The sequence below is a fragment of the Halobacillus sp. B29 genome (assembly GCF_052246755.1).
Taxonomy (GTDB): Bacteria; Bacillota; Bacilli; order Bacillales; family Halobacillaceae; genus Halobacillus; species Halobacillus halophilus.
Genome location: NZ_JBQQCM010000004.1, coordinates 175,446 through 201,357, shown reverse-complemented (window position 1 = coordinate 201,357; position 25,912 = coordinate 175,446). Strand labels below are relative to the sequence as shown.

At 40.8% G+C, this 25,912-nt stretch carries 24 protein-coding genes and 1 pseudogene; 19 read left to right on the top strand and 6 right to left on the bottom strand.

The window, feature by feature from the left end; translation table 11 throughout:
* Window positions 1-4 precede the first annotated feature (4 nt).
* Together ACTWP7_RS07240 and cysI are read left to right on the top strand one after the other, a co-directional pair.
* Window positions 5-1,828, top strand: a complete 1,824-nt coding sequence (locus ACTWP7_RS07240) for an assimilatory sulfite reductase (NADPH) flavoprotein subunit (RefSeq protein WP_443122603.1) — start codon at window positions 5-7, stop codon at window positions 1,826-1,828.
* 24 nt (window positions 1,829-1,852) lie between these two features.
* The gene (gene cysI, locus ACTWP7_RS07235) at window positions 1,853-3,568 is read left to right on the top strand and encodes an assimilatory sulfite reductase (NADPH) hemoprotein subunit (RefSeq protein ID WP_443122602.1); all 1,716 of its coding nucleotides are present in this window, start codon (window positions 1,853-1,855) and stop codon (window positions 3,566-3,568) included.
* Window positions 3,569-3,646: 78 nt separating this feature from the next.
* Here the strand turns inward: cysI and ACTWP7_RS07230 are convergent, their stop codons facing one another.
* A complete protein-coding gene (locus tag ACTWP7_RS07230; protein ID WP_158512365.1) occupies window positions 3,647-3,793 on the bottom strand; it encodes a hypothetical protein in 147 nt (48 codons plus the stop codon).
* A gap of 844 nt (window positions 3,794-4,637) precedes the next feature.
* On the opposite strand from ACTWP7_RS07230, the gene ACTWP7_RS07225 reads away from it, so the two are divergent.
* The 3 genes from ACTWP7_RS07225 to ACTWP7_RS07215 all read left to right on the top strand — a co-directional run bounded on the left by ACTWP7_RS07225 (window position 4,638) and on the right by ACTWP7_RS07215 (window position 7,083).
* Window positions 4,638-5,441: an alpha/beta fold hydrolase gene (locus ACTWP7_RS07225; RefSeq protein WP_443122601.1), complete on the top strand. Its 804-nt coding sequence runs from the start codon at window positions 4,638-4,640 to the stop codon at window positions 5,439-5,441.
* A 120-nt stretch (window positions 5,442-5,561) separates the two neighbouring features.
* Entirely contained in the window at window positions 5,562-6,443 is an 882-nt protein-coding gene (locus ACTWP7_RS07220; protein ID WP_443122600.1) for an NAD(P)-dependent oxidoreductase, read from the top strand.
* 115 nt (window positions 6,444-6,558) lie between these two features.
* A complete protein-coding gene (locus tag ACTWP7_RS07215; RefSeq protein ID WP_443122599.1) occupies window positions 6,559-7,083 on the top strand; it encodes a DUF421 domain-containing protein in 525 nt (174 codons plus the stop codon).
* Window positions 7,084-7,145: 62 nt separating this feature from the next.
* Here ACTWP7_RS07215 and ACTWP7_RS07210 read toward each other — a convergent pair whose 3' ends face one another.
* Window positions 7,146-8,315 carry a hypothetical protein gene (locus ACTWP7_RS07210; protein WP_443122598.1) on the bottom strand — a complete coding sequence of 390 codons (1,170 nt, stop codon included), beginning with the start codon at window positions 8,313-8,315 and terminating at the stop codon, window positions 7,146-7,148.
* 231 nt (window positions 8,316-8,546) lie between these two features.
* Here ACTWP7_RS07210 and ACTWP7_RS07205 point away from each other — a divergent pair, with 231 nt between their 5' ends.
* From ACTWP7_RS07205 to ACTWP7_RS07170, 8 genes are all read left to right on the top strand, one after another.
* Complete coding sequence (locus tag ACTWP7_RS07205) at window positions 8,547-9,170, top strand: TetR/AcrR family transcriptional regulator (protein ID WP_443122597.1); 624 nt, start codon at window positions 8,547-8,549, stop codon at window positions 9,168-9,170.
* Window positions 9,171-9,199: 29 nt separating this feature from the next.
* Entirely contained in the window at window positions 9,200-10,105 is a 906-nt protein-coding gene (locus ACTWP7_RS07200; protein WP_443122596.1) for an ABC transporter ATP-binding protein, read from the top strand.
* Window positions 10,105-11,709 carry an ABC transporter permease gene (locus ACTWP7_RS07195; protein ID WP_443122595.1) on the top strand — a complete coding sequence of 535 codons (1,605 nt, stop codon included), beginning with the start codon at window positions 10,105-10,107 and terminating at the stop codon, window positions 11,707-11,709. The genes ACTWP7_RS07200 and ACTWP7_RS07195 overlap by 1 nt, the downstream gene beginning before the upstream one ends.
* Before the next feature lie 1,096 nt (window positions 11,710-12,805).
* Complete coding sequence (locus ACTWP7_RS07190) at window positions 12,806-13,099, top strand: hypothetical protein (protein ID WP_443122594.1); 294 nt, start codon at window positions 12,806-12,808, stop codon at window positions 13,097-13,099.
* A gap of 27 nt (window positions 13,100-13,126) precedes the next feature.
* Window positions 13,127-13,549 (top strand): hypothetical protein, encoded by a 423-nt coding sequence (locus ACTWP7_RS07185; protein WP_443122593.1) that lies wholly within the window; start codon window positions 13,127-13,129, stop codon window positions 13,547-13,549.
* 127 nt (window positions 13,550-13,676) lie between these two features.
* Window positions 13,677-14,045: a hypothetical protein gene (locus ACTWP7_RS07180; RefSeq protein WP_443122592.1), complete on the top strand. Its 369-nt coding sequence runs from the start codon at window positions 13,677-13,679 to the stop codon at window positions 14,043-14,045.
* A 136-nt stretch (window positions 14,046-14,181) separates the two neighbouring features.
* Window positions 14,182-14,700, top strand: coding sequence for a DinB family protein (locus tag ACTWP7_RS07175; protein WP_443122591.1), 519 nt, complete (start codon window positions 14,182-14,184; stop codon window positions 14,698-14,700).
* Between the two features lie 85 nt (window positions 14,701-14,785).
* Window positions 14,786-15,271, top strand: coding sequence for a hypothetical protein (locus tag ACTWP7_RS07170; RefSeq protein ID WP_443122590.1), 486 nt, complete (start codon window positions 14,786-14,788; stop codon window positions 15,269-15,271).
* A gap of 358 nt (window positions 15,272-15,629) precedes the next feature.
* Here the strand turns inward: ACTWP7_RS07170 and ACTWP7_RS07165 are convergent, their stop codons facing one another.
* The 3 genes and pseudogenes from ACTWP7_RS07165 to yfkAB all read right to left on the bottom strand — a co-directional run.
* Window positions 15,630-16,622 (bottom strand): aldo/keto reductase, encoded by a 993-nt coding sequence (locus tag ACTWP7_RS07165; RefSeq protein WP_443122589.1) that lies wholly within the window; start codon window positions 16,620-16,622, stop codon window positions 15,630-15,632.
* A 141-nt stretch (window positions 16,623-16,763) separates the two neighbouring features.
* Window positions 16,764-17,282 (bottom strand): GNAT family N-acetyltransferase, encoded by a 519-nt coding sequence (locus ACTWP7_RS07160; RefSeq protein WP_014642943.1) that lies wholly within the window; start codon window positions 17,280-17,282, stop codon window positions 16,764-16,766.
* 158 nt (window positions 17,283-17,440) lie between these two features.
* Window positions 17,441-17,917 (bottom strand): annotated as a pseudogene (gene yfkAB / locus ACTWP7_RS07155) (radical SAM/CxCxxxxC motif protein YfkAB); the annotation flags it as partial.
* A 71-nt stretch (window positions 17,918-17,988) separates the two neighbouring features.
* On the opposite strand from yfkAB, the gene ACTWP7_RS07150 reads away from it, so the two are divergent.
* The 6 genes from ACTWP7_RS07150 to ACTWP7_RS07125 all read left to right on the top strand — a co-directional run bounded on the left by ACTWP7_RS07150 (window position 17,989) and on the right by ACTWP7_RS07125 (window position 23,479).
* The gene (locus tag ACTWP7_RS07150) at window positions 17,989-19,515 is read left to right on the top strand and encodes a recombinase family protein (protein ID WP_443122588.1); all 1,527 of its coding nucleotides are present in this window, start codon (window positions 17,989-17,991) and stop codon (window positions 19,513-19,515) included.
* A gap of 154 nt (window positions 19,516-19,669) precedes the next feature.
* Window positions 19,670-20,545, top strand: a complete 876-nt coding sequence (locus tag ACTWP7_RS07145; RefSeq protein WP_443122587.1) for a hypothetical protein — start codon at window positions 19,670-19,672, stop codon at window positions 20,543-20,545.
* A gap of 119 nt (window positions 20,546-20,664) precedes the next feature.
* On the top strand, window positions 20,665-21,423 hold the full coding sequence (locus ACTWP7_RS07140) for an ABC-three component system protein (RefSeq protein WP_443122586.1): 759 nt from the start codon (window positions 20,665-20,667) through the stop codon (window positions 21,421-21,423).
* Window positions 21,423-21,656, top strand: a complete 234-nt coding sequence (locus ACTWP7_RS07135) for an ABC-three component system middle component 7 (RefSeq protein ID WP_443122585.1) — start codon at window positions 21,423-21,425, stop codon at window positions 21,654-21,656. Before ACTWP7_RS07140 ends, ACTWP7_RS07135 begins: the two co-directional genes overlap by 1 nt.
* Window positions 21,640-23,247 carry a DUF2326 domain-containing protein gene (locus ACTWP7_RS07130; RefSeq protein ID WP_443122584.1) on the top strand — a complete coding sequence of 536 codons (1,608 nt, stop codon included), beginning with the start codon at window positions 21,640-21,642 and terminating at the stop codon, window positions 23,245-23,247. Before ACTWP7_RS07135 ends, ACTWP7_RS07130 begins: the two co-directional genes overlap by 17 nt.
* 43 nt (window positions 23,248-23,290) lie before the next feature.
* On the top strand, window positions 23,291-23,479 hold the full coding sequence (locus ACTWP7_RS07125; RefSeq protein ID WP_443122583.1) for a hypothetical protein: 189 nt from the start codon (window positions 23,291-23,293) through the stop codon (window positions 23,477-23,479).
* 392 nt (window positions 23,480-23,871) lie between these two features.
* Here ACTWP7_RS07125 and ACTWP7_RS07120 read toward each other — a convergent pair whose 3' ends face one another.
* A complete protein-coding gene (locus ACTWP7_RS07120; protein ID WP_443122582.1) occupies window positions 23,872-24,420 on the bottom strand; it encodes a tyrosine-type recombinase/integrase in 549 nt (182 codons plus the stop codon).
* Window positions 24,421-25,912: the final 1,492 nt, after the last annotated feature.

Here is a 25,912-nt window from a genome sequence, read left to right as displayed (position 1 = left end):
TTTTTTGCCATTAGAGGTTATGAACAGCCCATTTAATCAGGATCAAGCCGATCTGTTAAACCGTTTACTGCCGACGTTAAATGAAAAGCAGAAGATATGGCTGAGCGGTTATTTATCCAGTGCAGCAACAGAAGCTGATACGGCCGCCCAAGTCCCGGAAACGGGCGGGCAGACACAAGAAACAACAGTGGAAGCGACAAGAGAGATTACCATTTTATTCGGATCTCATACTGGCAATTGCCAGGCCTTAGCTGATGAATATGCAGCTAAGTTGAAAGAGCAGGATTATCAAGTCACGGTTTCATCTATGGATGATTTTAAACCGAAAGCCTTAAAGAAAGTGGAAGACCTGCTGGTGCTTACGAGCACACACGGAGATGGGGATCCGCCGGATAATGCCCTTTCTTTCTACGATTTTCTATTCAGCAAACGTGCTCCGAAATTGGATGGTGTGCGATTCTCTGTCCTTTCCTTAGGGGACAGTTCGTATGAATTCTTCTGTCAGACAGGCAAAGATATTGATCAGAAGCTTGAGGAGCTCGGAGCAGAGCGGATCTATCCTAGAGTCGACTGTGATCTAGACTTTGAGGAACCGGCCGGTGAATGGTTTGATGGCGTACTCGCTCTTTTAAATGAGCAGAAGTCTGCAGGCGGCAGCCAGACACCATCTGGCAATACCCAGACGGTTCAAGCGGATGATACGCCGGTTTATTCCCGAGCCCACCCTTTTCACGCAGAGATTCTGGAAAACATTAATTTAAATGGACGCGGGTCCAATAAAGAAACCCGCCATCTGGAGCTGGATCTCGAGGGGTCGAATCTATCCTATGAACCCGGAGACAGCCTGGCGATTTTCCCGGAAAATGATGAATCGCTCGTCGATCAACTGATTAAAGAGATGGGATGGAATCCAGAGGAATCCGTTCCGATTAATAAAGATGGAGAAATTCGTTCCGTCAGAGAGGCGCTTTTGTCAACCTACGAAACGACTTGTCTAACGAAGCCATTGCTTGAAAAAGCGCAGACGCTGACGGATAACGAACAATTGACGGAGCTCCTTGAGGACTCTGAGCAGTGGAAAGCCTATATTTACGGGCGGGATCTACTTGATTTCGTGCAGGATTTTGGTCCGTGGAAAGGGACTGTGCATGACTTCATCGGTATCCTTAGAAAAATTCCTGTCCGTCTATATTCGATTGCAAGCAGCCAGGCCGCCAATCCAGATGAAGTTCATCTGACCATTGGTGCTCTGCGATATGAGGCCCACGGTCGGCAGCGTTTAGGTGTTTGCTCCATTCAATGTGCTGAGCGCGCGAATCATGGAGACCAGCTGTCTGTTTTTGTTCAAAAAAATCCGAATTTCAAATTGCCGGAAAATCCTGAGGCGCCGGTGCTTATGATTGGAGCCGGTACAGGGGTTGCTCCGTACCGGTCTTTCCTTGAAGAACGGGAAGAAACGGAAGCACCCGGCAAGAACTGGCTGTTCTTCGGCGAACAGCATTTTGTCTCAGACTTTCTGTACCAGGTTGAGTGGCAGCGCTGGTTGAAAGAAGGCGTACTTACCAATATGGATGTGGCTTTTTCACGTGATAACGAAGAAAAAGTATATGTTCAGCACCGCCTGCTTGAGAAAAGCGCTGAAGTCTATCAATGGCTGCAGGACGGGACCTATGTATATGTCTGCGGTGATGAAAAGTACATGGCGAAAGACGTTCATGAAGCTTTAATCACGATTGCTGAAAAAGAAGGAAATATGTCCCGTGAAGATGCGGAATCGTATATCGATAATTTAAGAAAAGAAAAACGTTACCAGCGCGATGTTTATTAAAGGGGAAGAGAAAGGAGCGATTGGATGAGTAAAGAAAGAGACAGCCAGCAGCATGGTCCTCCTAGTGAAATGGAAGACATTAAGAATGAGAGCCGGTATTTAAGAGGATCGCTCGCGGAGAGTCTGCAGGATCCGATTACGGGGAGTGTTCCGGAATCAGATACCAAACTTATGAAGTTCCATGGCAGTTATATGCAGGACGATCGCGATCTGCGGCAGGAGCGAAAGCAGCAGAAGCTTGAGCCTGCTTATCAATTTATGACGCGGGTTCGCTTGCCGGGTGGAGTGGCAACTCCGGATCAGTGGCTGGTGATGGATGAGATTGCCAATACGTATGGCAATCATACGCTGAAGCTGACGACTCGGCAGACGTTTCAGACACACGGCGTATTGAAATGGAATATGAAAAAGCAGATTCAAATGATCAACGATTCTCTAATGGATACGATTGCTGCCTGCGGCGATGTAAACCGAAATGTAATGTGTAATGCGAATCCGTATCAATCGGATATTCATGGCGAAATATTTGAATGGTCAAAAAAAGTAAGTGAGCACTTGCTGCCGCGCACGCAGGCGTATCATGAAATTTGGCTGGATGGCGAAAAAGTGGAAGACAGCAAGGATGAATACGAGGTCGAACCGATTTACGGATCGCTTTATCTGCCCCGTAAATTCAAGATCGGGATCGCGGTGCCGCCTTCCAATGACATTGACGTCTATTCTCAGGATCTTGGCTTTATTGCTATCGTGGAAAACAATGAACTGAAAGGCTTTAACGTAGCCGTTGGCGGCGGTATGGGTATGACCCACGGCGACACCAACACATATCCACAAGTGTCCCGTGTGATCGGTTTCTGCGAGCCTGAACAAATCGTCGATGTGGCAGAGAAAATATTAACGATTCAGCGTGACTACGGCAACCGTTCTGAGAGAAAGAATGCCAGGTTTAAATACACCGTGGACCGTCATGGTCTCGACTGGATCAGAAACGAGCTTCATGACCGCCTCGGCTGGGAGCTTGAAGAAGAGCGTTCTTATACGTTCGACCATAACGGCGATCGCTACGGCTGGGTTGAAGGCGATGGTCTGTGGCATCTGACGTTATTTATCCAGAACGGCCGGATCAAGGACTCCGAGGACAACCAGGTTATGACGGGCCTTCGCGAAATTGCGAAAGTTCATGATGGAGAATTCCGTCTCACTCCGAACCAGAATGTGATTATTGCCCGGGTCGAAGAAGAGAAAAAGCAGGAAATTGATGAGCTGGTGGAGCAGTACGGCCTGACGGACGGCCGCTACAACTCAGCGCTACGAAGAAACTCCATGGCATGTGTCGCTTTTCCAACGTGCGGTCTTGCGATGGCAGAATCAGAACGCTACCTGCCATCCTTAATTGATAAGATGGATGACGTGATTGATGAAGCGGGTCTTCAGGATGAAGAAATTGTGATCCGGATGAGCGGCTGCCCTAACGGCTGTTCACGACCGGCGCTCAGTGAGATCGGTTTTATTGGAAAAGGACCTGGCAAATATAATATGTATTTAGGCGGAGGTTTCACAGGAAATCGCCTGAATAAGCTGTACAAGGAAAACATTGGCGAAGAAGAGATTTTAGGCACGATCAAGCCGATGCTGTTCGAATACGCGAAAGAGCGGCAGGAGAATGAGCATTTCGGAGATTATGTCATTCGCGCCGGTTACATTGAGGAAGTGCAGTCTGGTCTCGATTTTCATTCTTAATATATAATGTAACGTGCATAGCAATCAAGCTGGTTCCTGAGTGAGCCAGCTTGATTGTTTTTTATCGGAAAAATGAAATTAGACCGTGAACACGTGAGTGATTTTCGCTTTAGGGTTTTTAGCTAAATAGGTTTTTTTAGCGGTTTCCCGATGAGGCGCGTAGATAGTTGCTTTTTTAATAACGCCGCCGGTTACCTGGTGATAAATTACGTATTTTCCGTTCATATGACTCCATCCCATCTTAGAGAATTTTTATTCGTATCTAGTATGGGTAGATCGGCCTGATATTATAACTATATTTTGTTATATGTTGATCTTACAGTAAAGCTCCCTTTTCTGTAAGACTCAGTTTCGAGATATTTAGGCTGAGAGGACAGTCCTTCGGGGGATGATTTCGCTTTCCGGCCCTGCACGACGCAGGGTCGTTCGACGTTGCCACAGGACGTGGTGATCTTAGTCGAACTTCTTATATGTGCTGAGCTTCCTCGGGCTTAACAGCCCTGCGGGATCTCACCGATCATGTTCATCCCACAGGAGTCTCCATCGTCCCCCTCCGGACCTAGCCGAATACGAAACTCGAAATCCACCAAAAATGCCTACTAAAATTAACGGGAGAGCAAAAGAGTATCTAACTTATTTAAGTGTACAACCCCTGATATATAAGGGGTTAAGGCTGATCCAGAACGATTACCTCTCTTATAGAAGGGTCCGTTCACTCCTCAAACATAGGATGGCGGAGGAAACGACGAGACTCCCGCGGGAGAAGGAGCTAGGCGAGACCCCACAGGGAGTGAAACGAGCGAGGAGGCTTGCCAGTTCCCCCGCAGGAAAGCGAGTTGTTTCCGTAGTCAGCCCCTCTCTATATTAGCAACGGACCAAAGATATCTCGAAACTGAGTCTTCAACTAAACGGCCCTATTGTGTAATAAGTCTTCGATAAAGTCATCCATGACTTTTACAGAGGCTATAGGTATGTAAGGAGTTGAATTGGCTGATGAAGCCCGGGATAGGTGTTTGAACGGTTCCTTCGATGGGAACATATCTGTGAATTTGAAAAGGAGTGGAATAAAATGGGTAAATTTATACAAGTAGAACAGGATGTTAATGTATTTGTAGAAGATATTGGCGAAGGACAGCCGATTGTTTTTATCCACGGCTGGCCATTGAACCACAAAATGTTTGAATACCAGATGAATATGCTGCCACAACAAGGCTACCGCTTCATCGGCATAGATTTGAGAGGGTATGGCCAGTCTGATAAACCAGCCTTTGGCTATGACTATAATACATTCGCTCATGATATCAAAGTGGTGGTTGAGGAATTGAAACTTGAGAACTTTTTCCTGCTAGGATTCTCCATGGGCGGTCCGATCAGTATCCGCTACGCAACGAAGTATGCGAATAACGAATTAGCTCAATTAATTCTGGCTGGCGCAGCTGCCCCAAGCTTCACCCAGCGTGACGGTTATCCATATGGAATGAATAAAGAAGAGGTTTCCGGCCTTATTGAGGCGATTCTCTATGATCGTACTGCTGCCTTAACTGAATTCGGCAGTAATTTCTATTATTCCCAAATCTCAGAACCGCTTAAAGAATGGTTCCTTGGCCTGGCTCTAGAAGCTTCTTCCTATGGTACCATTGCAAGTGCTGAATCGCTTCGTGATGAAGATCTTCGCGATGAACTAAGCTCTATTAACGTTCCTACGCTGCTGCTGCACGGAACCAATGACGAAATCTGTGACTATCAATTTTCTAAACAATTAGAGAAAGGGATCGATCAAGCGACGCTTGTTTCCTTTGAAAACAGTGGTCATGGTTTGATTTACGACCAGAAAGAGAAGTTTAATGAAGAACTGCTTAAGTTAATTAAATAAGAAATAAAAAGGGCGATTTCTTATGCAGGAATCGTCCTTTTTAATAAATCCATATTCTGTCTTTCCAAAGTCATAGTTGATATACTCAATTTAACAACAAATAGAAGGGAATGAAATGATATGTCGAAACCAGTGATTGGCTTTATTGGAACAGGCGTGATGGGGAAAAGTATGGTCCGCAATTTAATGAAGGCAGGTTTCCCTGTACAGATGTTTACACGGACGAAAGAGAAAGCTGAAGAATTGTTAAACGAAGGAGCAGAGTGGCAGGAAAATCCAGCGGAGCTTGCGAAAGAAGCAGATATCATGATTACGATGGTGGGCTATCCAAGTGATGTGAAAGAAGTGTACTTTGGTAACGATGGAATTATACATAATGCAAAAGAAGGCTCGTACTTAGTCGACATGACGACCTCTTCTCCACAGCTGGCCGAAGAGATATACGAAAAAGCAAAAGAGCGTGGTCTTCACGCGTATGACGCTCCGGTTTCTGGGGGAGACACGGGGGCCAAACAGGGAAAACTAACGATTATGGCGGGTGGAGAAGCTGAACATTTTGAAAAATTGCTTCCTGTCTTTCAAGTGATGGGAGAGAATGTGGTGCTTCAAGGCCCTGCAGGAGCCGGACAGCATACGAAAATGTGCAACCAAATTGCCATTGCTTCCAATATGATGGGCGTGGTCGAAGCCATTACGTATGCTGAAACAGCCGGATTAGACCCGAAAACGGTGCTGCAGTCGATTGAGTTCGGAGCAGCGGGGAGCTGGTCGCTGTCCAACCTGGGACCGCGAATGATTGACGATAATTTTGACCCCGGCTTTTACGTGAAACATTTTATTAAAGATATGGAAATTGCCATTCAGTCAGCGGATCAGATGGAACTGCCGGTTCCCGGCCTTAAGCTTGCGAAGTCGCTTTATGACGAACTGAGTAAAGCAGGCGGCAGCAATGATGGAACACAGGCGCTATACAAATATTATAAAATGATGGCAGAACAATAATGGGGGAAGGAGTCTCTGACGATCGCAGAGGCTCCTTTTTTATGCGCTAAAAGTTTTTCTGCTGGTTTTTTGTGGAATTCGGAGGATATTGGTCAAAAAAGAGAGAGGGGATTTTATGTTATTTAATGGGTGGAGCGGTGTAATACGAATCATCATCATGGCGCTCACCGTCTATCCAGCGTTAATTTTTATGCTGAGAATTTCAGGGAAACGGACTTTATCGAAAATGAATATGTTCGATATGGTCATTACGGTAGCGATTGGCTCAGTGGTCGCCTCCGTCATGTTATCGAACAAAATGACGATTGTAGAGGGGCTTACTGGACTGGGCATGCTGATTGTACTTCAATTTGCCGTAACATGGCTTGAAGTCCGGTCCGAAGGTTTTACTTCCCTCATTAAAGGAGAACCTAAGCTGCTTCTTTATCAAGGGCAGTATATGGAGAAGGCCCTAAAGAAAGAGCGCGTGAACAAAGATGAAGTGAGGCAGGCGATTAGAGCTGGTGGGCTGGCATCCGTAGAAGAAGCGGCAGCTGTTGTACTTGAGACGGATGGAACCTTTTCCGTGATTAAACACAAACATCAAAACGGCCAAAGCTCCCTGAAAGACGTAGTAGGATGGGAAAGAAATAACGCATAAACTTCCACCTCAGGTCATCCAGATTCTGGATGACCTGAGGTGGGTTTTTTTGGATAGTTTACTTATTTTGGATTTGCGCTGAAACTTTTGGAGATCCGTGCAGTAATGGGATCGTATTTTTCTTTTTGGCTATCAGGATAGGTGATCGTAAGGCTATTAAGTTGGCTTTCACCGAGATAGAACTTAGAGTAAGTTACTATGTCGTTCGATTTATAAGATAATACAAACCAGTCATCTGTCTTTTTCTGATAAGCGATATTTTGAATTTCAGCAGTAGCCTGATTATAGTAATCGTCGATATCTTTGGAGGGGTCCATGGTGTGAGTGCCATAAGCGGTCAACTCGAAACCATCATTACTATAGAGTTCTACACCATCTCCATTTGTAGGAGGTGGAGCCATCGTTAAGAAATCAGGGTATTCAAATGAGAAACCAAAGCGCTCATTGCTATAAGAGGTATAAGTCATTTCTGGTTCTTTATCCTGATTTTTTTTGGTTTCTTCTTCATTGGAAGATTCAGCTTCGTTGTTTTCCTCATCAGACTTCTCTGGTTTTTCTGTCTCATCTTCCTGATCCGTGGAAGTTTCTTGATTCGGATCTTTATCATCCTCTGGTGCTGATTCGGAGACAGACTTCTTAGAAGTCTCATCGGATTCGGCAGTCGTTTGCTCAGACTCCTTAGCCGTTTGGGACTCTTTCTTATCTTTTAGAAGATTCTCAAGCTCTTTATGTAATTGGTTTAGCTGCGGCTGATAACTTTCAAGGGAAGGATGCTGCTTCAGTTTACTTTTCAGCTTCTCATAAGTTTCTTCAGCATTGTCCTCGTTGCCTTCCTCAATATCTTGTTCCAGCTCAATGATGTTATTTTCAAAAGAAGCCGTTAGTTCCATTTCCGTCTGGATCTTTTTTTTCATTTTTTCCGCATCTTTTTGAACCGTTTCTAACCCTTGATTCACGTCCATTACCTTCTTTAAAGACGTTAAAGCCTGCTCAAAATCTTTCTGCTTGTAGGATTCAAGGGCCTCGTCCATAGCAGAAGCCTGCTGATAATAAGCGGCTGCTTCCTGGTCGTCTTGTTCCTGCTTAGCCCGTTCAAAGTAAACGGCCGCTTGATGGTATTCCTCATTTCCAAGATTTTGAACGCCTTGTTCCATCGCTTTGTCGTAATCCTCATTGGAACAGGCCGATAGTAAAAGTAAAATTAATAAGCTGCTATATAAATGTTTCTTCATTCAATTTTGCACCTCTCTTCCATGATTTTTCCATTTTACCAGAACTAGCCCTATTATACGATTACTTTTGATGCTTAAAATGGAATAACCTTCCACCTCAGGTCATCCAGATTATGGATGACCTGAGGTGGAAGGTTATGGGAAAATTTATTCAAAAAATTTTGTTGACCATTTTGGTCAATAGGAGTAAGATGTAATTGACCGAACTGGTCAATGGATGGGAGGGGTGTTATGGAACCAAAATTCCTTGCTTTGGAGCAAGAAAAACAGGATCGTATTTTAAATGCGGCTATGAAAGAATTTGCTCAAAATGGATATAAAAACACATCTACTAATAATATTGTTAAACAAGCCGGAATTTCAAAAGGCCTTTTATTCCATTACTTTACGAATAAAAGAGAATTATATTTAACGTTGTATGACTATTTTGTTGAACTTTTTCTAAAGGAAATGCAGCAGAAAGTCGATTGGGAAGATAAAGATATTTTCAGCAGGCACCGGCAGATCGCTGCTTTAAAAATCAAGCTTTTTCATCAGTATGAGCATATATTTAACTTTCTTAATGCGGCTATGAGTGAGAATTCCAGGGAGGTTAAAAGTGAACTGGACAGCCGCAAAGAAAAATTCATCAACCATAACTACCGTGAAATGCTCCAGGATATAGATAAGTCAAAATTTAAAGAAGGTCTAGACGTTTCTAAGATCATCGAAATCATCAGCTGGTCGATGGAAGGGTTTGCTTACAAACAGCAGGCCAAATTTAAAGGCTTGAGTATCAATGAGATGGATCTCGAAGAAACGTTGCAGGAACTGGATCGTTATATTGAAGTTCTCAAGTATTCTTTTTATAAATAATACGCTTTTACAAAAAGGGAGGATGGATCATGTCTGTACTACGTACTAAACTGCTCACCAAAAAATTCGGCGATTTCAAAGCGCTTGATGGAGTGAATATCGAGGTGAATAAAGGAGAGGTGTATGGTTTTATCGGTCCGAACGGAGCAGGTAAATCCACTACCATTCGTGTTCTGCTCGGCATGTTAAAAGCAACAGAAGGAGAAGCTGAAATCTTCGGAATGGATGCCTGGAAAGATGCTGTGGAGATTCATAAACGCCTGGCTTACGTTCCGGGAGATGTGAATCTATGGCCGAATTTAACAGGCGGAGAAGTCATTGACCTTTTTGTAAAACTGAGGGGCGGAAATCCATCAAACAGGAGAGATCAGCTGATCGAGAAGTTCGATCTGGATCCTTCCAAAAAATGTGGAACCTATTCGAAAGGAAATCGGCAGAAGGTAGCCTTGATTGCAGCTCTGGCTTCTGAGGCGGATCTTTATATTCTCGATGAACCTACCTCCGGGCTTGATCCGCTTATGGAACGAGTCTTCCAGGAGAGTGTAGCGGAGCTTAAGAAGGAAGGGAAAAGCATTCTGTTATCAAGCCACATTCTCTCTGAGGTCGAAAAGCTATGTGATCGGATCGGTATTATTCGTCAGGGACAGATGATTGAAACCGGATCCTTAAAAGAGCTGCGTCATTTAACGAGAACCCATCTTCTGATTGAAACAAAGCAGCCAATTCCTTCTTTAGAAGATTTCCCTGGCGTGCACGATGTGAAAGAAAAAGAGCGTGCCCTTTCGTTCCAAGTTGATACCGAAAAGCTTGACCAGGTGATTAAGCATATCAGCTCCTACGAGGTTGTGAAGCTTGAGAGCGCTCCGCCAACATTAGAGGACCTGTTTATGCGTCATTATGAGTCCGGAGGCACAGGAGACGGAGGTGAAGCGTAATGTTTAAGCAAATGTCGAGTAAAACAGGGGTGATCAGCCGCTTTCTACTGCGGCAGGACCGCTTCCGCATTCCTATTTGGCTGCTGTCGCTTTCCGGAATTACCCTGCTTACGGCCCAGGCCTTTACGGGATTGTACGCTACTGAAGAAAATAGACAGACCATAGCTCAGACCATGGTTAATCCTGCGATGACCGCTATGGTTGGAAAAGGCTATGGACTTGATGATTATACGTTCGGCGCTATGCTTGCCCATCAGATGCTTCTATTCACCGCGGTGACTGTAGCCATTATGAGTATCCTGCTTGTAGCTCGTCATACAAGGGCAGAAGAAGAGGATGGACGTCTTGAGTTGATTCGATCATTGCCTGCCGGACGCTTAGCCAACCTGAATGCTACTTTAATTGTGGTGATCGCAGTAAACATCCTGCTTGCGCTTCTGACAGCCGCCGGATTGTATGCATTAGGAATTGAAAGTATCGATTTAGAGGGGTCTCTCTTATACGGAGCAGCCTTAGGAGCTACAGGAATCATATTCGCAGCCATTACCGCGTTTTTCTCCCAGTTGTCCGAAAGCTCACGTGGAACGATCGGACTCTCTTTTGCGGCACTCGGTGCAGCTTACTTTATTCGGGCTATTGGAGATGTGAGTAATGAGACGCTTTCCTGGTTCTCGCCTCTTGGCTGGGTTACAGGTACGGAAGTGTATGTGAATAATTACTGGTGGCCGGTACTGCTGACTCTTGGAGTGTCTCTTATTCTTATTGTGGTGTCTTTGTATATCAATTCCATTCGCGACCTGGATGCCGGATTTTTACCATCAAGACCTGGTAAAACCAGAGCATCTACTGCCCTGCAAAGTCCGATCGGGCTTGCTCTTCGAATGCAGCGCACGGGAATTATCGCCTGGGCTATCGGCGTGTTGTTAATTGGAGCTTCTTATGGATCAATCTTTGGTGATTTAGATACATTTTTTGAAGATATGGAGATTATGAAAGATTTGCTCAGTGGACTGGAAGGCGGCTCTTTAACGGAGCAGTTTATTGCGAAGCTGATGTCGATTATAGCTATGATCTGTACAATTCCCGCTCTCATGGCGGTTTTTAAACTGAGAGGGGAAGAGAAAAAAGGGCGCACGGAGCATCTTTTGGCAAGAGCCGTTTCACGTAATCGGCTGCTTGCAAGCTACATGGTGATCTCCTTAATGGTTGGTTTTGTTATGTTATCCCTTGCAGCCCTTGGTCTTGGAGCAGCGGCTATGGCCGTACTGGAAGATGGACCTTCACTCGCCACAATCTATGGTGCTGCGATGGTTTATCTGCCGGCACTCGCGATCTTTATTGGGCTCGCTATTCTTTTGACAGGCTTACTGCCGAAACTTACCAGCCTCACATGGTTGTACCTTGGCTATTCCTTTTTCGTGGTTTATTTAGGAGGAGTGTTTCAATTTGATGAATGGGTAGGGAATCTGACCCCGTTTGGACACGTTCCTGAACTTCCTATTGAAGATGTAAATGCAGTCGTGCTTATCCTGCTCACTATAATAGCTGCAGTCTTAACCACTGGCGGATTTATCGGCTATCGTAACCGTGATATACAAGGGTAAATATCTATTCAGAAAGGCGCTTTTCTAAATGAAAAGCGTCTTTTATCTATTGGTTCTTTTAAAGATAATTGTGGATTTTTCAAAAGGGCTTATTAAGCAAAAGGGCCGGATTGTTGAAGACTCAGTTTCGAGATATCGGATTAGTTTAAAGGTCCTGCGGGGGATGATTCGCTTTCCGCGGGCATGTGCTGAGCCTCCTCGAGCTAACGCTCTCCGGGGTCTCACCGATCATGTTCATCCCGCTCTTACCCTTCAGGAAGTTGCAAACGTCAATCATGTCCTAAACGACATGTAGTGCTCTCCAGCTCCAGCACCTAGCGGCTAGTGAGACTTCCCTCACTTCTGTACGATAAGGCAACATCGAATCGCTCCGCTCTTCGTGTTTTCTATATCTCCGCCAGCTCACTCCAGTCCATACGCCGCTGAGCAAGGTGCTTCCGCTTTTAAAATAGGAGTCTTCATCATCCCCCTCCGGACCTGGCCAAATCAGATGCTCGAAATCACATCAAACATACCTGCTTGATGTGGAATTAAGACGTATGGTTTTACACCTGTTTTCAGGATGTAACGATGCACGATAGCCTGTTATAAAAGCATTTAATACAGATTAAGGAGAAGACCTTTCCTCTTCTGGAAAGGTCCGTTCACTAGATATCGTTGGGGTGGCGGAGGAAACGACGAGACTCCCGCGGGAGAAGGAGCTAGGCGAGACCCCACAAGGAGTGGTAACGACTGAGGAGGCTTGCCAGTTCCCCCGCAGGAAAGCGAGTTGTTTCCGTAGCCGCCCCATCCTTTTTATGGCAATGGACCCGAGTTATCTCGAAACTGAGTCTTAAAGAAAAGGGAGCTTTACTTTAAAATCAACTCGGAAGTTTAAGAGTGTATTAATATTAAATTTGGTAAAAATTCTGACATAACAGTTGCATATTCAGGGCTTAATAAGATAAGCTATCAACTTAAGAAAAATGTCTTCGAAAATTTACAAAGGATTCATGTTTTTAGGGAATATAGGAAATAGTCAATGAGTAGGATTAAATCATTCGCACTCAAAAGCAGCGGGACGTCGAATGACTAGTAAAATAAAGGAGGGGTTTATATGTATCTTAAAGATATAGAAAACCTTGAATGTTACAGCAAGCTATCCTTAAAGCAAGTGGAAGACCGTCTTCTCATTACGGCTGATTTCCCTAAGGAATTCCTGTATCAAAGCCAGATGACCCATCCCTTTTTATATGTGATCTTATATGTTCGCGGTAAAGAGATGATAAAAATACTGGACGAAGGAACGGCGAAACTCTATGTACCTTCAAAAAAAGAAATAGATCCGGAAACGTATAAAAAAATTATTCATTTCGCTAAGCAGCATTCAAAACAATTTAAGAACGACTAACAGACGTGCAGCGCGTGAGGTGGATGTATGGCTTACTTTGGGAAAATAAATGCAGTCAGTATATTAGTTGCTTTCCTCTTTTTTGCAGCGATGGAGCTGATGGTTAATACTTATCGGCTCAGCAGGCTGTTAAACATGGAGATAAGCGTAGTAGTCAATGTGTCAATGTTCCTTCTCGGAATTTGGGTGGTTGGGGGAGCTATTGTTTGTTACCTGGTTATTAGCCGGTGGATGGAGAAGCGGAAATCAGATTACCTCACGGTGGTACTCTGGTTTCCTTATTTTATTTTGATGACCTACATATTTGTTTCCCTCTTTCCCATTAATCATCCGGCAGACGATCCTGCTCCAATACTTGGTTTAGTCCTTATCGGCGGGGTGTTGATGTATCCCTTCATTTTGGCATTTATTATTTATGCAAGTCATAGCGTAAGAAAGAAGCCGGCGTAATACGATATAGATGAATGACGATTGAATTATGCTGTTATTCGTAGGGGCTTAGAAAGTACCTTTATTAGAAAAGGATCAGAGCTTCGACCATTAAAATAATCATGAAAACAGAGATGGAGAGGATCATATGTTCTTTGGTTCAACCTCGTGGGGCGTATTCGTCTGGTTTATCGTTATGGTAATCGGATTATGGGCCTGGTCCATAAAATATAAAAAGACCAATGGAAAAAAAGAAGGGCCCTGGTGGAATTGGCTGCTTATATCGTTTGTAGCGCTGATACATTTTACCCACTTTCATGTCAGCCAATTTTATTATGAGTATCGCCATGAACCGGAATGGTTCTCTTTGATTGGATGGTGGATTTGTCTAATAATAGTCAGCGCTTTGCTGCTCTACAAATGGATCCACGAGGAAGATGTAGAGGCTTTAAAACAGGAAAATAAACGATTGCGGGAAGCGGTGGAGTATTTCCGTAATAAACAGGAACAGGATTAATTCGAACACAGGGCGGCTTATACAGCGGTCCTTTTCTTATACCATCTCCAGCATATAACGGAATGATGGAAAATGCCAGACTATGATTTTCACTAAATTCTGGTAACCTAAAATATACAAACAAAGGGGGAAGAAGATGGATTACCGCATAAAATCAAATGATGGCTATACAGAAAAAATAGGGGAGCTTGTATCGATGCTTGAGCACACACGGGAGGTTACTTTGCAAGAGATTGCTAATCTGAGCCAGGCAGATTTAGATGCTCTTACGGATCAGTCATCGAACACCATCGGGGCACTTTTAATGCATATCGCATCCATCGAATTTGCGCATCAAGTAGTGTCTTTTGAAAAAAGAGATTTAACAGAGCAGGAATATGCTGACTGGAAAATTCCTTTAGAGCTTGGAGATCAGGCGAGAGAATCGATTCATCATCAGCCATTAGACTATTACATAGACCAATTGAATCAAACCCGGGCAAACATACTAGTCAGGCTAACCGCTAAAGATGATCAGTGGCTGTTGGAAGAAGATAAATGGGGGCACAGTGTTCCTTATAATCAATATTACCTTTGGTTTCATGTGATGGAAGACGAAATCAACCATCGCGGGCAAATAAGAGCTATTAAACGCTTATTAAATCAAAACGGTTAAGAGGCAGGATGTTATTAAAGTAATCAGGAACACTTTATCTTACTTAGAGCTCTCAGTATTCTAGGCTGTTTAAAGGAGTGAGATCATGAAAAAAATCTGGTTCCGAATTTCTCAATTCCTTCTTACAGTAGGGATTTTTACTTTGTTTTACTACTTATCAGTAGGAGATTACCATGTGCCTCTGGGCACCGGCTTTGAAATACAGGGCGAGAAGACGATAGTGGAAGAGTATGATTGGAAGGGAGAGGTTTCCAACCAATACACAATTGCTTCATATCATTTAGAAGATTCAATTAAACCGCATGTGCTTCCCCAACGCTTTAAACAAGTTTTTGCGCACGTAATTCTTGTGGTGCTTGTACCCGTTCAAATCGCATACAGCATGGCAGGTGATAAGTTCTTTCCTCAATCACGTCCTTTTATAAATCGTTTCTGGCGTATCGTCTTAAATGTAGTAGGGCTATGTATTTACTTAGCTGTAGCCATCTTTCTAGTAACGAAGTATCAGGAGTATATAGCGGAAAGTGAAACATACCTGAAATCATTAGAGCCTTATTTAAAGAAGAAGTAATTCATTCGACTAGCCCAGAGAGGGTAGCTGACTACCTTGCCGGAGGGGGGCTGGAGTGTCAGTCTCAAAGCTTATAAAAGGAGGCGGAAAAGTGGGCATATTTTTTAAGCAGATGTCAGAAAGTCAGATCAAGAATTCGCGCGAGGGAATTTATTTTCATCTGCGTTTGTTTTTTGGGCAGGAATAATCGCTTCAAGTGGATGGGCCTTTATTTTAGATCTAAAGGATAAACGTCGTCAGAAAAAAGCTTCCTAATGGAATGCTCTTGACTCATGCATAAAAGAAGCCTGTCGAGTTTATGCTCGACAGGCGTAGAGTCTGATGCTATCAACTGTGATTTTTCCCATTGACCCAATTTTTATTTTGAAACAGGCAACGGTGCTTCAGAGGAAATGAATCCTTTATCCACTAGTTCATCCCAGAACTCTTTAGGAATCTCACGCTGAATCATCTCAAGGTCTTCCTTGATACGTTCGGGACGAGTAGACCCCGGAATGATTGATTTTACTGCAGGATGGGCGGTTGAAAATTGCAGGGCGGCTGCTTTCAATGGCACATTGTATTTTTGCCCCACTTCATTTAACTGGTTGACCCGTTCTAGAATATCTTCAGGTGCTTTCTCATAGTTGTAATGATCGCCGCCCAGAAGTACGCCTGAGTTGTAAGGGCTGCCCACCACAATATCTACGTCGTTTTCCTCAGCTGATTTCATCATGTTCTGTAAGGCTTGCTCATGCTGCAGCAGAGTGTACTGGGTAGCTGATAAGCATATATCCGGCTTCGTGTCTTCAAGCTCCATGGCGAGCTCAATCGGTTCAGTTGTGTTCACACCTAAACCCCAGCCGCGGATAACTCCTTCTTCACGCAGTCGTGTCAGAACACGGAATGCGCCTTCTTTAGCCTCTTCAAATTTAGCTTTCCATTCGTCACCATGAAAGTCGGGGGAGACATCGTGCACAAATACAAAGTCTAAGCGGTCTGTTTTTAGACGTTCCAGACTTTGTTCAATTGACTTCTCCGTAGCTTCTGCGGTGTAATCCGTGATGACTTTGTTATCACGGGCATCCTTGAATAATCCTTCTTTTTCTTCTTTTTCATTTGTCATATAGCGTCCGACTTTCGTACTTAACACATAGTCGTCACGGTTATAGTTCGATAATACTTCGCCAAGACGCATCTCAGCTAAACCTGCCCCGTAAAAGGGTGCAGTATCAAAATAACGCACGCCCTGATCCCAGGCTGTTTGAATCGTGGATCGAGCTTCATCTTCAGGCACTTCCCTGAACATATTTCCAAGCGGAGCTGTACCGAGTCCTACTTTATGTTTTAAAGCATCTTCAAATGATTTCATAAATTCTAAGCCTCCTACGTTTCGTTGATACAAGTATGTATCCAGCTAAAGTACCTTCTAAACCCGGAGGTTCATGAAGTGCCTGTCTCATACCTCTTTAAGCATCCCATAGTGAAAATCTGATTAGGCTGATTTCTACCATTAAATGGTACGATAAAAGGCTTTTACAATAATCCCGTCATCCGCCGGTTCAAAATCATGCTGAGGCACGCGCTCGAATCCATACCGTTCATATAGAGCAATAGCTCCAGACATAAAATCACCCGTGTGAAGTCCGATCGAACGGTAACCCTTAGCTTTGGCTCTTTCGATACAGGCATCTATTAAAGCAGACGCCACTCCTTTGCCGCGAATTTCCGGAGACACGGCAAGCACCCTTATTTCAGGATAGTCCAGTTCATCTACATAGCCTTCATATGCGTCCGTATTGGCAGGAAAAAGGGCAACGCTTCCCGCAAGACTTCCATCGAGTTCGGCAACGAGCAGATCGACGCCGGGCTGCTGATCAGCCTCTGAAGAGATCGCTTGTTTAAGAGCCTGCCAATGCTCGTCAGGCAAGGCATAAACATGGTCTTCATAGGCTTGAACTCGTTGCTCCCGAATCGAGCCGAGCTCTTCTTGGTTGGCTTCACGTATCGTAATGGTCATAACTTTATCCATTTCCCCTTTGTATTACAATCTTCGTTTCTATGCTCCAGTATATCGTGATGAATTATCTTGAAGTCAAGGAATATAGTTTCTGAATAAGCAGATTAGCCCCAGACCTGCTTTTTTTTACATAAAAAAGCTTAGAGGCATGCCTCTAAGCTTTACTTATTTCATAAGGTAATTTTGGCTTCACGTGTTTGGAAATTCACATCCTGATAATACGTGTTTTTAACCAAGGCATTGGGTCCGAGACATTCAACCGCCGGGCAATGACAGTTTAAACTTTTCGCTGTGCTTGACTCCAGCCAGTTTTCAAAAGCTTCCGGAAGGGAAGTGTTCTGAATATTGCCAAGACCAGCTTCATCAGCAAAGTCTGTCACAATGATATCTCCGCTGAAAATATTGACGTTTAGCCGTGAGCGGCCATCCGGATCATTACGCACCGTGACATTTTTCTCCCGATACAAACGTTTCAGCATATCGAGGTCTTCCTGAGAGGAACTGCAAGGATAGTAGGGAAGCGTTCCGAATAACATCCACATAGTATCGTTCCTGTGGTCCAGCAGACGATTGATCCCTTTGCGCATATCCTCAAGACTTAAAGTTTCCAGGCTGCTAGCAAAATCTACAGGGTACATAGAGTGTAAGGAATTTTGCATGTAGTTTATTTGCTTATAAAAAAGCTCTTAGACTATTTCGAGCAGGGAGAGAAAAATTAATGTTGAATCAACACTCTAAAAGGGAATTAGTAGCTATTTATGTCAGGAAATCAAGGTTAAAAGATGCTGATGATATGGAGATAGACAGACAGCTAGAGTTACTGACTGATTATGCTTATAAGAGTAATTTTGAGTATGAGATTTTTAAGGAGGAAGGTAGCTCAGAGGACTGGAATAGACCTGACTTTCAGAGAATGATAAGGGCTATTCAAACTCAGAGCTTTGATGGTGTACTTGTAACAGATCAGGATAGGTTATCAAGAGACAGGACAGACTATGGACTTTTTGTAAGGATACTACAGCAAGGAGGCATGTTACTCCATACCCTAAATAAGACCTTTAACTTTCTGAATGATGAGGACATGTTTATGTCAGGTATGCAGTCTGAAATGGATAATCATTTTATGAGGATGACAAAAAGAAAGCTCAGGAGAGGTAGGATACAGGCTATTAAGAAAGGTGTATGGTTTGGTGTAGCTCCTTTTGGTTACAGCAAGGATGAAAAGACTAAGAAGCTAATCCTGCATCCTGAGGAGTCTAAGGTAGTAAAAGAGATATATGATCTGTACCTTAATCAAGGTCATAACAGGACAGAAATCTGTGAGAGGCTCAACCAGTTAGGTTATACAACTAGAGAGGGATCAAAGTTTTCAGTAAGATCAGTCTCCTTATATCTATCCAATGTTGCCTATTTAGGGATTGTACAATATCAGATGGAGGGTGAGGAGCTAATTTATAAAGAGGATAGTCATCCTGCCTTAATCTCTAGGGAGGATTATGACAAGGCACAGCAACTAATATCTAGGGATAGGATTGTACCTCAAACCTGTCAGAGAGGGGTTTATTCTCTGTCTAAATTATTGTTTTGTCCTAGCTGTGGTCAATCTTTATCTTTCTGTATGAAATATGCAAACAAAGAGGCAAGAAGAAATCTTGATAAGTCTGAGAGAGATCTTTATATATTAAATTGCTATTCTTCTATGTCAAAGTATAGAAAGAGGAAGTGGGGAGATAAGCCTAAATGTAAGAATAATGGTATCAAGGCAGTAAGGGTTGAGGAGGCTGTCTTTGAGCATTTACAGATTAAATTAGACTCCATTGATATAGAGATAGATGAGATCTCGCAAGGAGCTAATACTTTTCTTGAGTCAGTCGCTGTAAAGGAGAAAGAGTTAAGGGATAGATTGGATCAGCTTGAGAATCAAAAGAAAAAGGTACAGCAGGGTTTTATTATGGAGATATTTAGTGATGAGGAGACTAGAGTTAAGATCAAAGAGATTAAAGAAGATCAACTTGAAATTGAACAAGAGATTAAGAGCCTTGAGGGTGCTAATGTTAAATCAGAGGTTGATGGCAAGAAACAGCTAAAGGTTAAAATTGAGCATCTGTTGTCAGTTGAAAGTAAATCTCCTAATAAAACTAATAGGCTTTTGTCTGAGATTATTGAGAAAGTCTATTACTGGAAAGAGGAATCAGATGTAGGTAGTATAAAACCCTTTGAAATTAAGATTGAGTATAATGGTTAGGCTGAGATTGATTTGAAAATACACTATAAAAGACAGACAGAGGAGCTAGAGCAGTAATTCTAGCTTCTTTTTTTTATAGGTACAAAGCTCTGAATATTGCTATATTTTCTGTTATTATAGTAATATGAATATTTTGGAATTAGGAGTGAATTAGATGTTCAAAGAAGAAATAGACAAAATATTGAAAGAAAACTCCTTGTATGATGGATATGTAATAACATCAAATAATTATCAATTACTAGAAGATATGTTCACAGAGGAAGTTGTAATAGATACATATTGTGTAGATTGTGAAAAAGAAAGCACTTTTAAGGCTAATTTGCATGGATCACAATTAAAAACTCTAAATGGTGTGACCTTTAAAGGTTTTAATCAGTCCTTTATATTTACCCCACCTGATGATGAAGGAATTGTTAAGGAAGAATATTATATAGATAATTTTTGGAACAAGTTAGCTCCTTTCACTCTCACATTTACCTGTCAGAGAAATGAAAAACATAAAATGTATTTCATGTTCATATTTAGGGATGATGCTCTTATGAAGATAGGGCAGTATCCTTCTACAGCCACTCTTGATAATGCTGACTTACAGAAATACAGAAAGATTCTTGATAATGAAAAATACAAAGAATTTAGTAAGGGAGTAGGGTTAGCATCTCATGGAGTAGGGATAGGCTCTTTTGTATATCTGAGAAGGATATTTGAGGACTTAATTGAGGATAGTCATCAGAAGGCTAGGGCAGAGAAGACTGAATGGGATGAGGAAAAGTACAAACAGAGTAGAATGAATGGCAGAATTAAGCTACTAGAAGATTACTTGCCTGCTTTTTTAGTAGAACATAGTGAGCTGTATGGGATTCTAAGTAAGGGTGTCCATGAGCTAGAAGAGGATACATGTTTGAGTATGTTTCCTAATATTCAGTTAGCAATTGAAATAATCTTAGATGAGAAGATTAAAGAAAAGGAAAGAGAGAGCAAAATAAATAAGGCATCAAGATTCATAAAGGAAACACATGAAAGTTTTAAGTGAAGCAAGCAAAACAATGAGGCTTTTTAGTCTCTTTTTACTCAAGTAAGAAGTTGTCAATTAAGGAGATAGTGTAGATTTTAGTTTTAGTAGACTTTTGTGTAAAAGGTGGTGTGTTTTAAATGCCTAAGAGAAGAAAACCAACTGAAAATGAAAATGCGATACTTCTTGCAGAAGTTGAAAATATGTGCCCTTTATGTGCCAGACCTTTAATGTATGAAAAAGGTGAAAAAAAACATAAAATTTTTGAAGGTGCTCATATATATCCGCTCAATCCTACTGATGAAGAAAAGGAACTTTTAAAGGATGAAGAAAAATTACATGAGGATGTAAATAATTTAGATAACATTATTGCTTTATGTCGCGAATGTCATAAAAAATTTGATAACCCTCGAACTGTGGATGACTATAAGAAATTATTAAGCATTAAGAAAAATATTTTGAGTAAGAATGAAACAAGGGCAAAGTACCATGACTACCAGATAGAGACTGAGATAAAAGAAGTAATAACAGTACTTATTGAGGAAGAATTTCATGAAGATACCCCTAATGAATTAGAGTTAAATGCTTTAAAGCTAAATGAAAAAGCAGATGAAACATTAACAAAAATAACTAAGAGAAGAATTAGAAATGAAATAAGAGACTACTATCTATATATTCAACAGCAATTTCGCCAACTTGATAGCCAGTACCCTGAATCATTCAATAGAATAGCTTTACAAGTAAAACTTTTCTATAGCATCTTGAGGAAATCAGAGTCCTCCCAAGAGGTAATATATGGTCAGCTTACAGAGTGGTTGTCAAAAAAAACAGGCAGTAGCTCTTTAGGTGCTTGTGGAATTGTAATTTCCTTTTTCATTCAGAATTGTGAGGTGTTCTAATGTTAGTACCTAATAAAGTGATTAGATATGATGAGTCAATAATAAGTAAAATGACTGTAATTCTTGAAAACCTAACACACCATGAGGAATCTATTAAGGAATTGTTTTTTAATACTCAAAGCCATTTTGATGAGATAGATGAATTTATTTATTCACTTGATGTGTTATTTTTACTGGATGCTATTACAGTGGATTTTAATAAAGGAGTAGTTTCACATGTTAATCAGAATTAAAAGTAAAATATTTCAAGAAGAGATGATTAAATTCCATGAAGGTCTGAATGTGGTGTTGGGTGACAATAAAGGGTCAAACTCAATTGGAAAATCCACTTTATTAATGATTGTTGATTTTGTTTTTGGTGGTAATACATATATCACACATAATAAAGACATGGTAGATAAATTAGGTGACCATGATTTTTTGTTCACATTTAAGTTTAATGATACTGAATATAATTTTATTAGAGGTACAGATGAGCCTGAGGTGGTTTTTGAAAGTAATGGCAGCTATGAAAGACTAGATGATATGAAAGTTGGAGAGTTTAGAAACAGATTAGAAGAATTGTACAAGTTAGATTTTAAACACATAACCTTTAGATCTGCTGTGAGCACTTTTTCCAGAGTATGGGGTAAAAATAACTATGATGTTAAAAAGCCATTACATAACTTCCCTAATCAAGGATTTAAAGAAACAGTTTCAAATTTGATAAAAACCTTTCAAAGGTATGATGAAATAGCTAAGCAGGATAAAGAGTTGAAGACCTTAGAAAAACAAAAGAGTGTTTTGAATAAAGCAGGTAATTTTAAATTTATTCCAAAGATAACAAAAAGAAAATATGAAAAAAACATTAAAGAAATAGATAGGCTCAATAAAGAAATTGAGAAGGTTGGTCACAAGGCTCAAAGCCCATCTACAAATGTGGGCGAAATAGTTTCAGATGAATTAATTAAAATTAGAGAAGAAAAGAATAAATTGTTGGATGAGAGGGAGTACTTCAAGTCTAGGCTCAATAGAACAAATAAAACAATTAAGAAGTCTACTGATGCAGGATTTGAAAACCTTGTTGAGTTTTTTCCAAATGTTAATTTAGAAAAATTAAATAATATTGAGTCCTTCCATAATGGTATTAGATCTATACTAAGTAATGAGTTGAAGTCTGCAAGGCAGGAGCTAAGAAAAAGAATTGGGGAATTAGATGAGGAAATTAAGGAATTAAATGACAAGCAAGATCAACTCCTAAATCCTGATGAGGAGCTAACTGTATTTATTGATAAATTAATTGAATATACTTCTGAGATAAAGAACCTACAGTTGGAAAATGAGTATTATCATAAATTATCAGTTGTAAAGTCAGATCTTACTAAAAAGGAAGAAGATCTTGATGAAATTAAGACAAACATTATTACTCAAATTGAAAATGATATAAATGAAAAAATAAAGGAAATAAATGATTTAGTCCATGGGGTTAAGAGAATTGCTCCACAATTAGATTTATCCTATACATCTTATGAATATAAAATATTTAATAACACTGGTACTGGTAAGGCTTATTCAAACTTATTAATTTTTGATTTAGCTATATTAAGACTAACTAGAATTCCTTTTATTATTCATGATTCTTTCTTATTTAAAAACATTGAAAAAGATGCAGTAGAGCGGGTCATTAATTATTATGATTCAATGTCAAAACAGGTGTTCATAGCGATTGATCTTATAAACATGTACAACAAACAAACTCAAGAAACTCTACAAAAGAATAAAGTTATTCAACTATCAGAGGATAAATTATTAACTACTCTAGACTGGAGAGATAGTAGCAACTAAAAAACAGGAGCTGTTATTAGGCTCCTTTTTTTGGAGGATTATTATGTCAGAAGAGCAGTTGGATTTGAAATTTTTAAAAGAAATGTACCATAGATTTAAAGGGACATCAGAAGAAAATATTAAGATTTATGTTGTTACTTGGTTTCTTGAAATGTTGGGTTGCAAGAATGACTTTGATATAATCAAATTCTTTAATAAAGAGAGTATCTTTGAAAACAAAATAACATACTAACTTAATGATATAGCCCATTTTAAAGCTTGAGCTTATCCTGATAGTGGATCAAGTTGCAGTGTTTATAAAGGTAAATTATTTTGAAACATGTAGATGAGAATAATCCATCTTGGAAGACTTTTAGCACTTCTTTTATAAGGAGTAACCTAATAAAGAAACTTTTTCAATTTAATTATTCAATTGAGGAGATAGTCTACATGACAGGATCTGACCTAAGTAGTACATCTAAACTGCTGCTTTTTTGTTTCACTGATTCCTCCCTTTCCTATAAAAATGGAATATGTATTTTTAAAGCATAACTTGCACTATATATTACCCCCTAGACCCCCATATACTCCCTATCAAGCATTTCAACAAACAGAAAAAGCTCCCTTAACAGAGAGCCTTAACACTTATATTCCTATAGTCATTGTAGAGGTTACTTTATTAGCCTCATCTTGAGTGATTCCAATATACCTTAATGTAACTGCTTGTGTGCTGTGATTAAAGATGTACTGTAGCAAGGACAGATCCACACCATTCTTGTAAGCCATGTAGCCAAAAGTCTTTCTAAGGCTATGACAGCTAAGTGTAATACCAATCATTTCTCCTGCTTTTGCTACAATCCTATGAGCTTGCACTCTGCTTATTGGATTGCGCCTATTCTTATTACTGTAGAAAAGGAAGTCATCAAGCTGTAGATCATTAGCCTCTACATAATCCCTTATTAATAACTGTAGCTTAGCATTAATCTGTATGATCTTCTCCTTACCTGTTTTCTCCTCTCTGTCTTTCCAGATCCCATGTAAGCTGTCCTGTACATTAGCCCTTAATATGTCAGATATCCTAAGCCCTGTATTTAAGCTGTAGGCTAAGAGCAGATACTGCTTAGATCCTTTCTTATATACCTCCATTACTTCTCTTATCATTACTGGATCAGTTATAGGCTGTGCTGTATTCATTTATGTACCTCCTGTATGTAATGTAAATACTCATTATGTTACTTTTTAACCACTGTAAAACAACAGTAGCAACAAAACCTCTTTAAATCAATGTTTAACAGGTAACACAATGCAATTAAGTTACATTTTTGCTTACTTCTCATTCATTTCAGTATCTAAGTTATGCCTACTGAAACAGAGGAGGATACACTACAGGAATGGATCAAAATGTAGGCAGGGCAAGATATGAGGGTATTAAAAATTTACTAACCTATGGATAATTCAGACAAAAGGGCAGGTACTTGTAGGGCTTGTTTCTTGGGTGTTTTAAGTATTATCCCCCTCCTACAATAACTCCTCCCTGATACCTAACTGCTACCTAACAGATCCCTCCTGTAAGATCCTCTACATATATCCCTACTGCATCCTTACAGATCCCTAACTGTCCTTATACTTTCCCTATACTGTCCTTATCTGCCCTTGCTACTTTCTATGTAGCCCTAACTGGATCTACACTATCTACATACTGGATCTACACTATTTACATACTGCATCTAACTTATTCCCCTCCTGGAGCTACATTACTTACTGGATCTACATTAGTTACCTACTGGATCTACTCTGCTTACCTACTGGATCTACTCTGCTTACATACTGGATCTTTCCTGCAATTAGACATAAAAAAAAGACCCTCACCATAGCAATTAAGCTACAGCAAGGGGAGTCTACAGTATTTTATTACACTACATATATAAAAAATTGCTATCTAAACAGATATTAAAGGAGACTAGGAGGAGAGTACTGACAACTGCTTTCCAACAGAAAGAAATTGCTTTCCTCATCCTGCCTACATCCAATCAAGATAAGAGCTATGCACACCAACAGCACACAACCTTTAGGAGAGTGTACAGGGAAATAATCTAAAAAGATTAAAGCCCTCTACAGTAATTTATCCTGCTGTATGATCATTTTTAAAGGCTCAGTACACTATTTACTTGCAGGAATTTACCTGCTTTATTCCCTTGTACCATTTTTTATGACTGAATTAACTACTTAATAATAAAGAGTAAGAGATAGTAGCAGAAAGGATAGCACCCATTTTTTTGTACACAATAGGGCTTTATTGTCTCATTTTTTGCGACAGTATTAACTGTTATCCCTGTCATGGAAATATTTAAGACCTAAAGAGATTAGAGATAGGAGCTAAAGCTCCACAACTACTTAGAAAAGATCTGAGAAACTTAAAACATAACTACAATAACTCCTGTACTACCTTCCTGACTGCTAAGACTGCTCCTAACTACCTCAACTGAGTATAAGCCCTTATATTGTAGCTACTAAAGTTATTAAGACATTCCCTTTATTGTATGAGGACTGACCAGAGGGAAGGACTTAGGCTTTAGCCTATAAGGTCTTGTTATTATTCCCTATAAGATAAGAGGGATAGCTTTGCTTAAAAATTAGGTCAATCCCTTGTGGCTCTAAGGCTCAGACCTGTTTTCAAAAAGGAAAA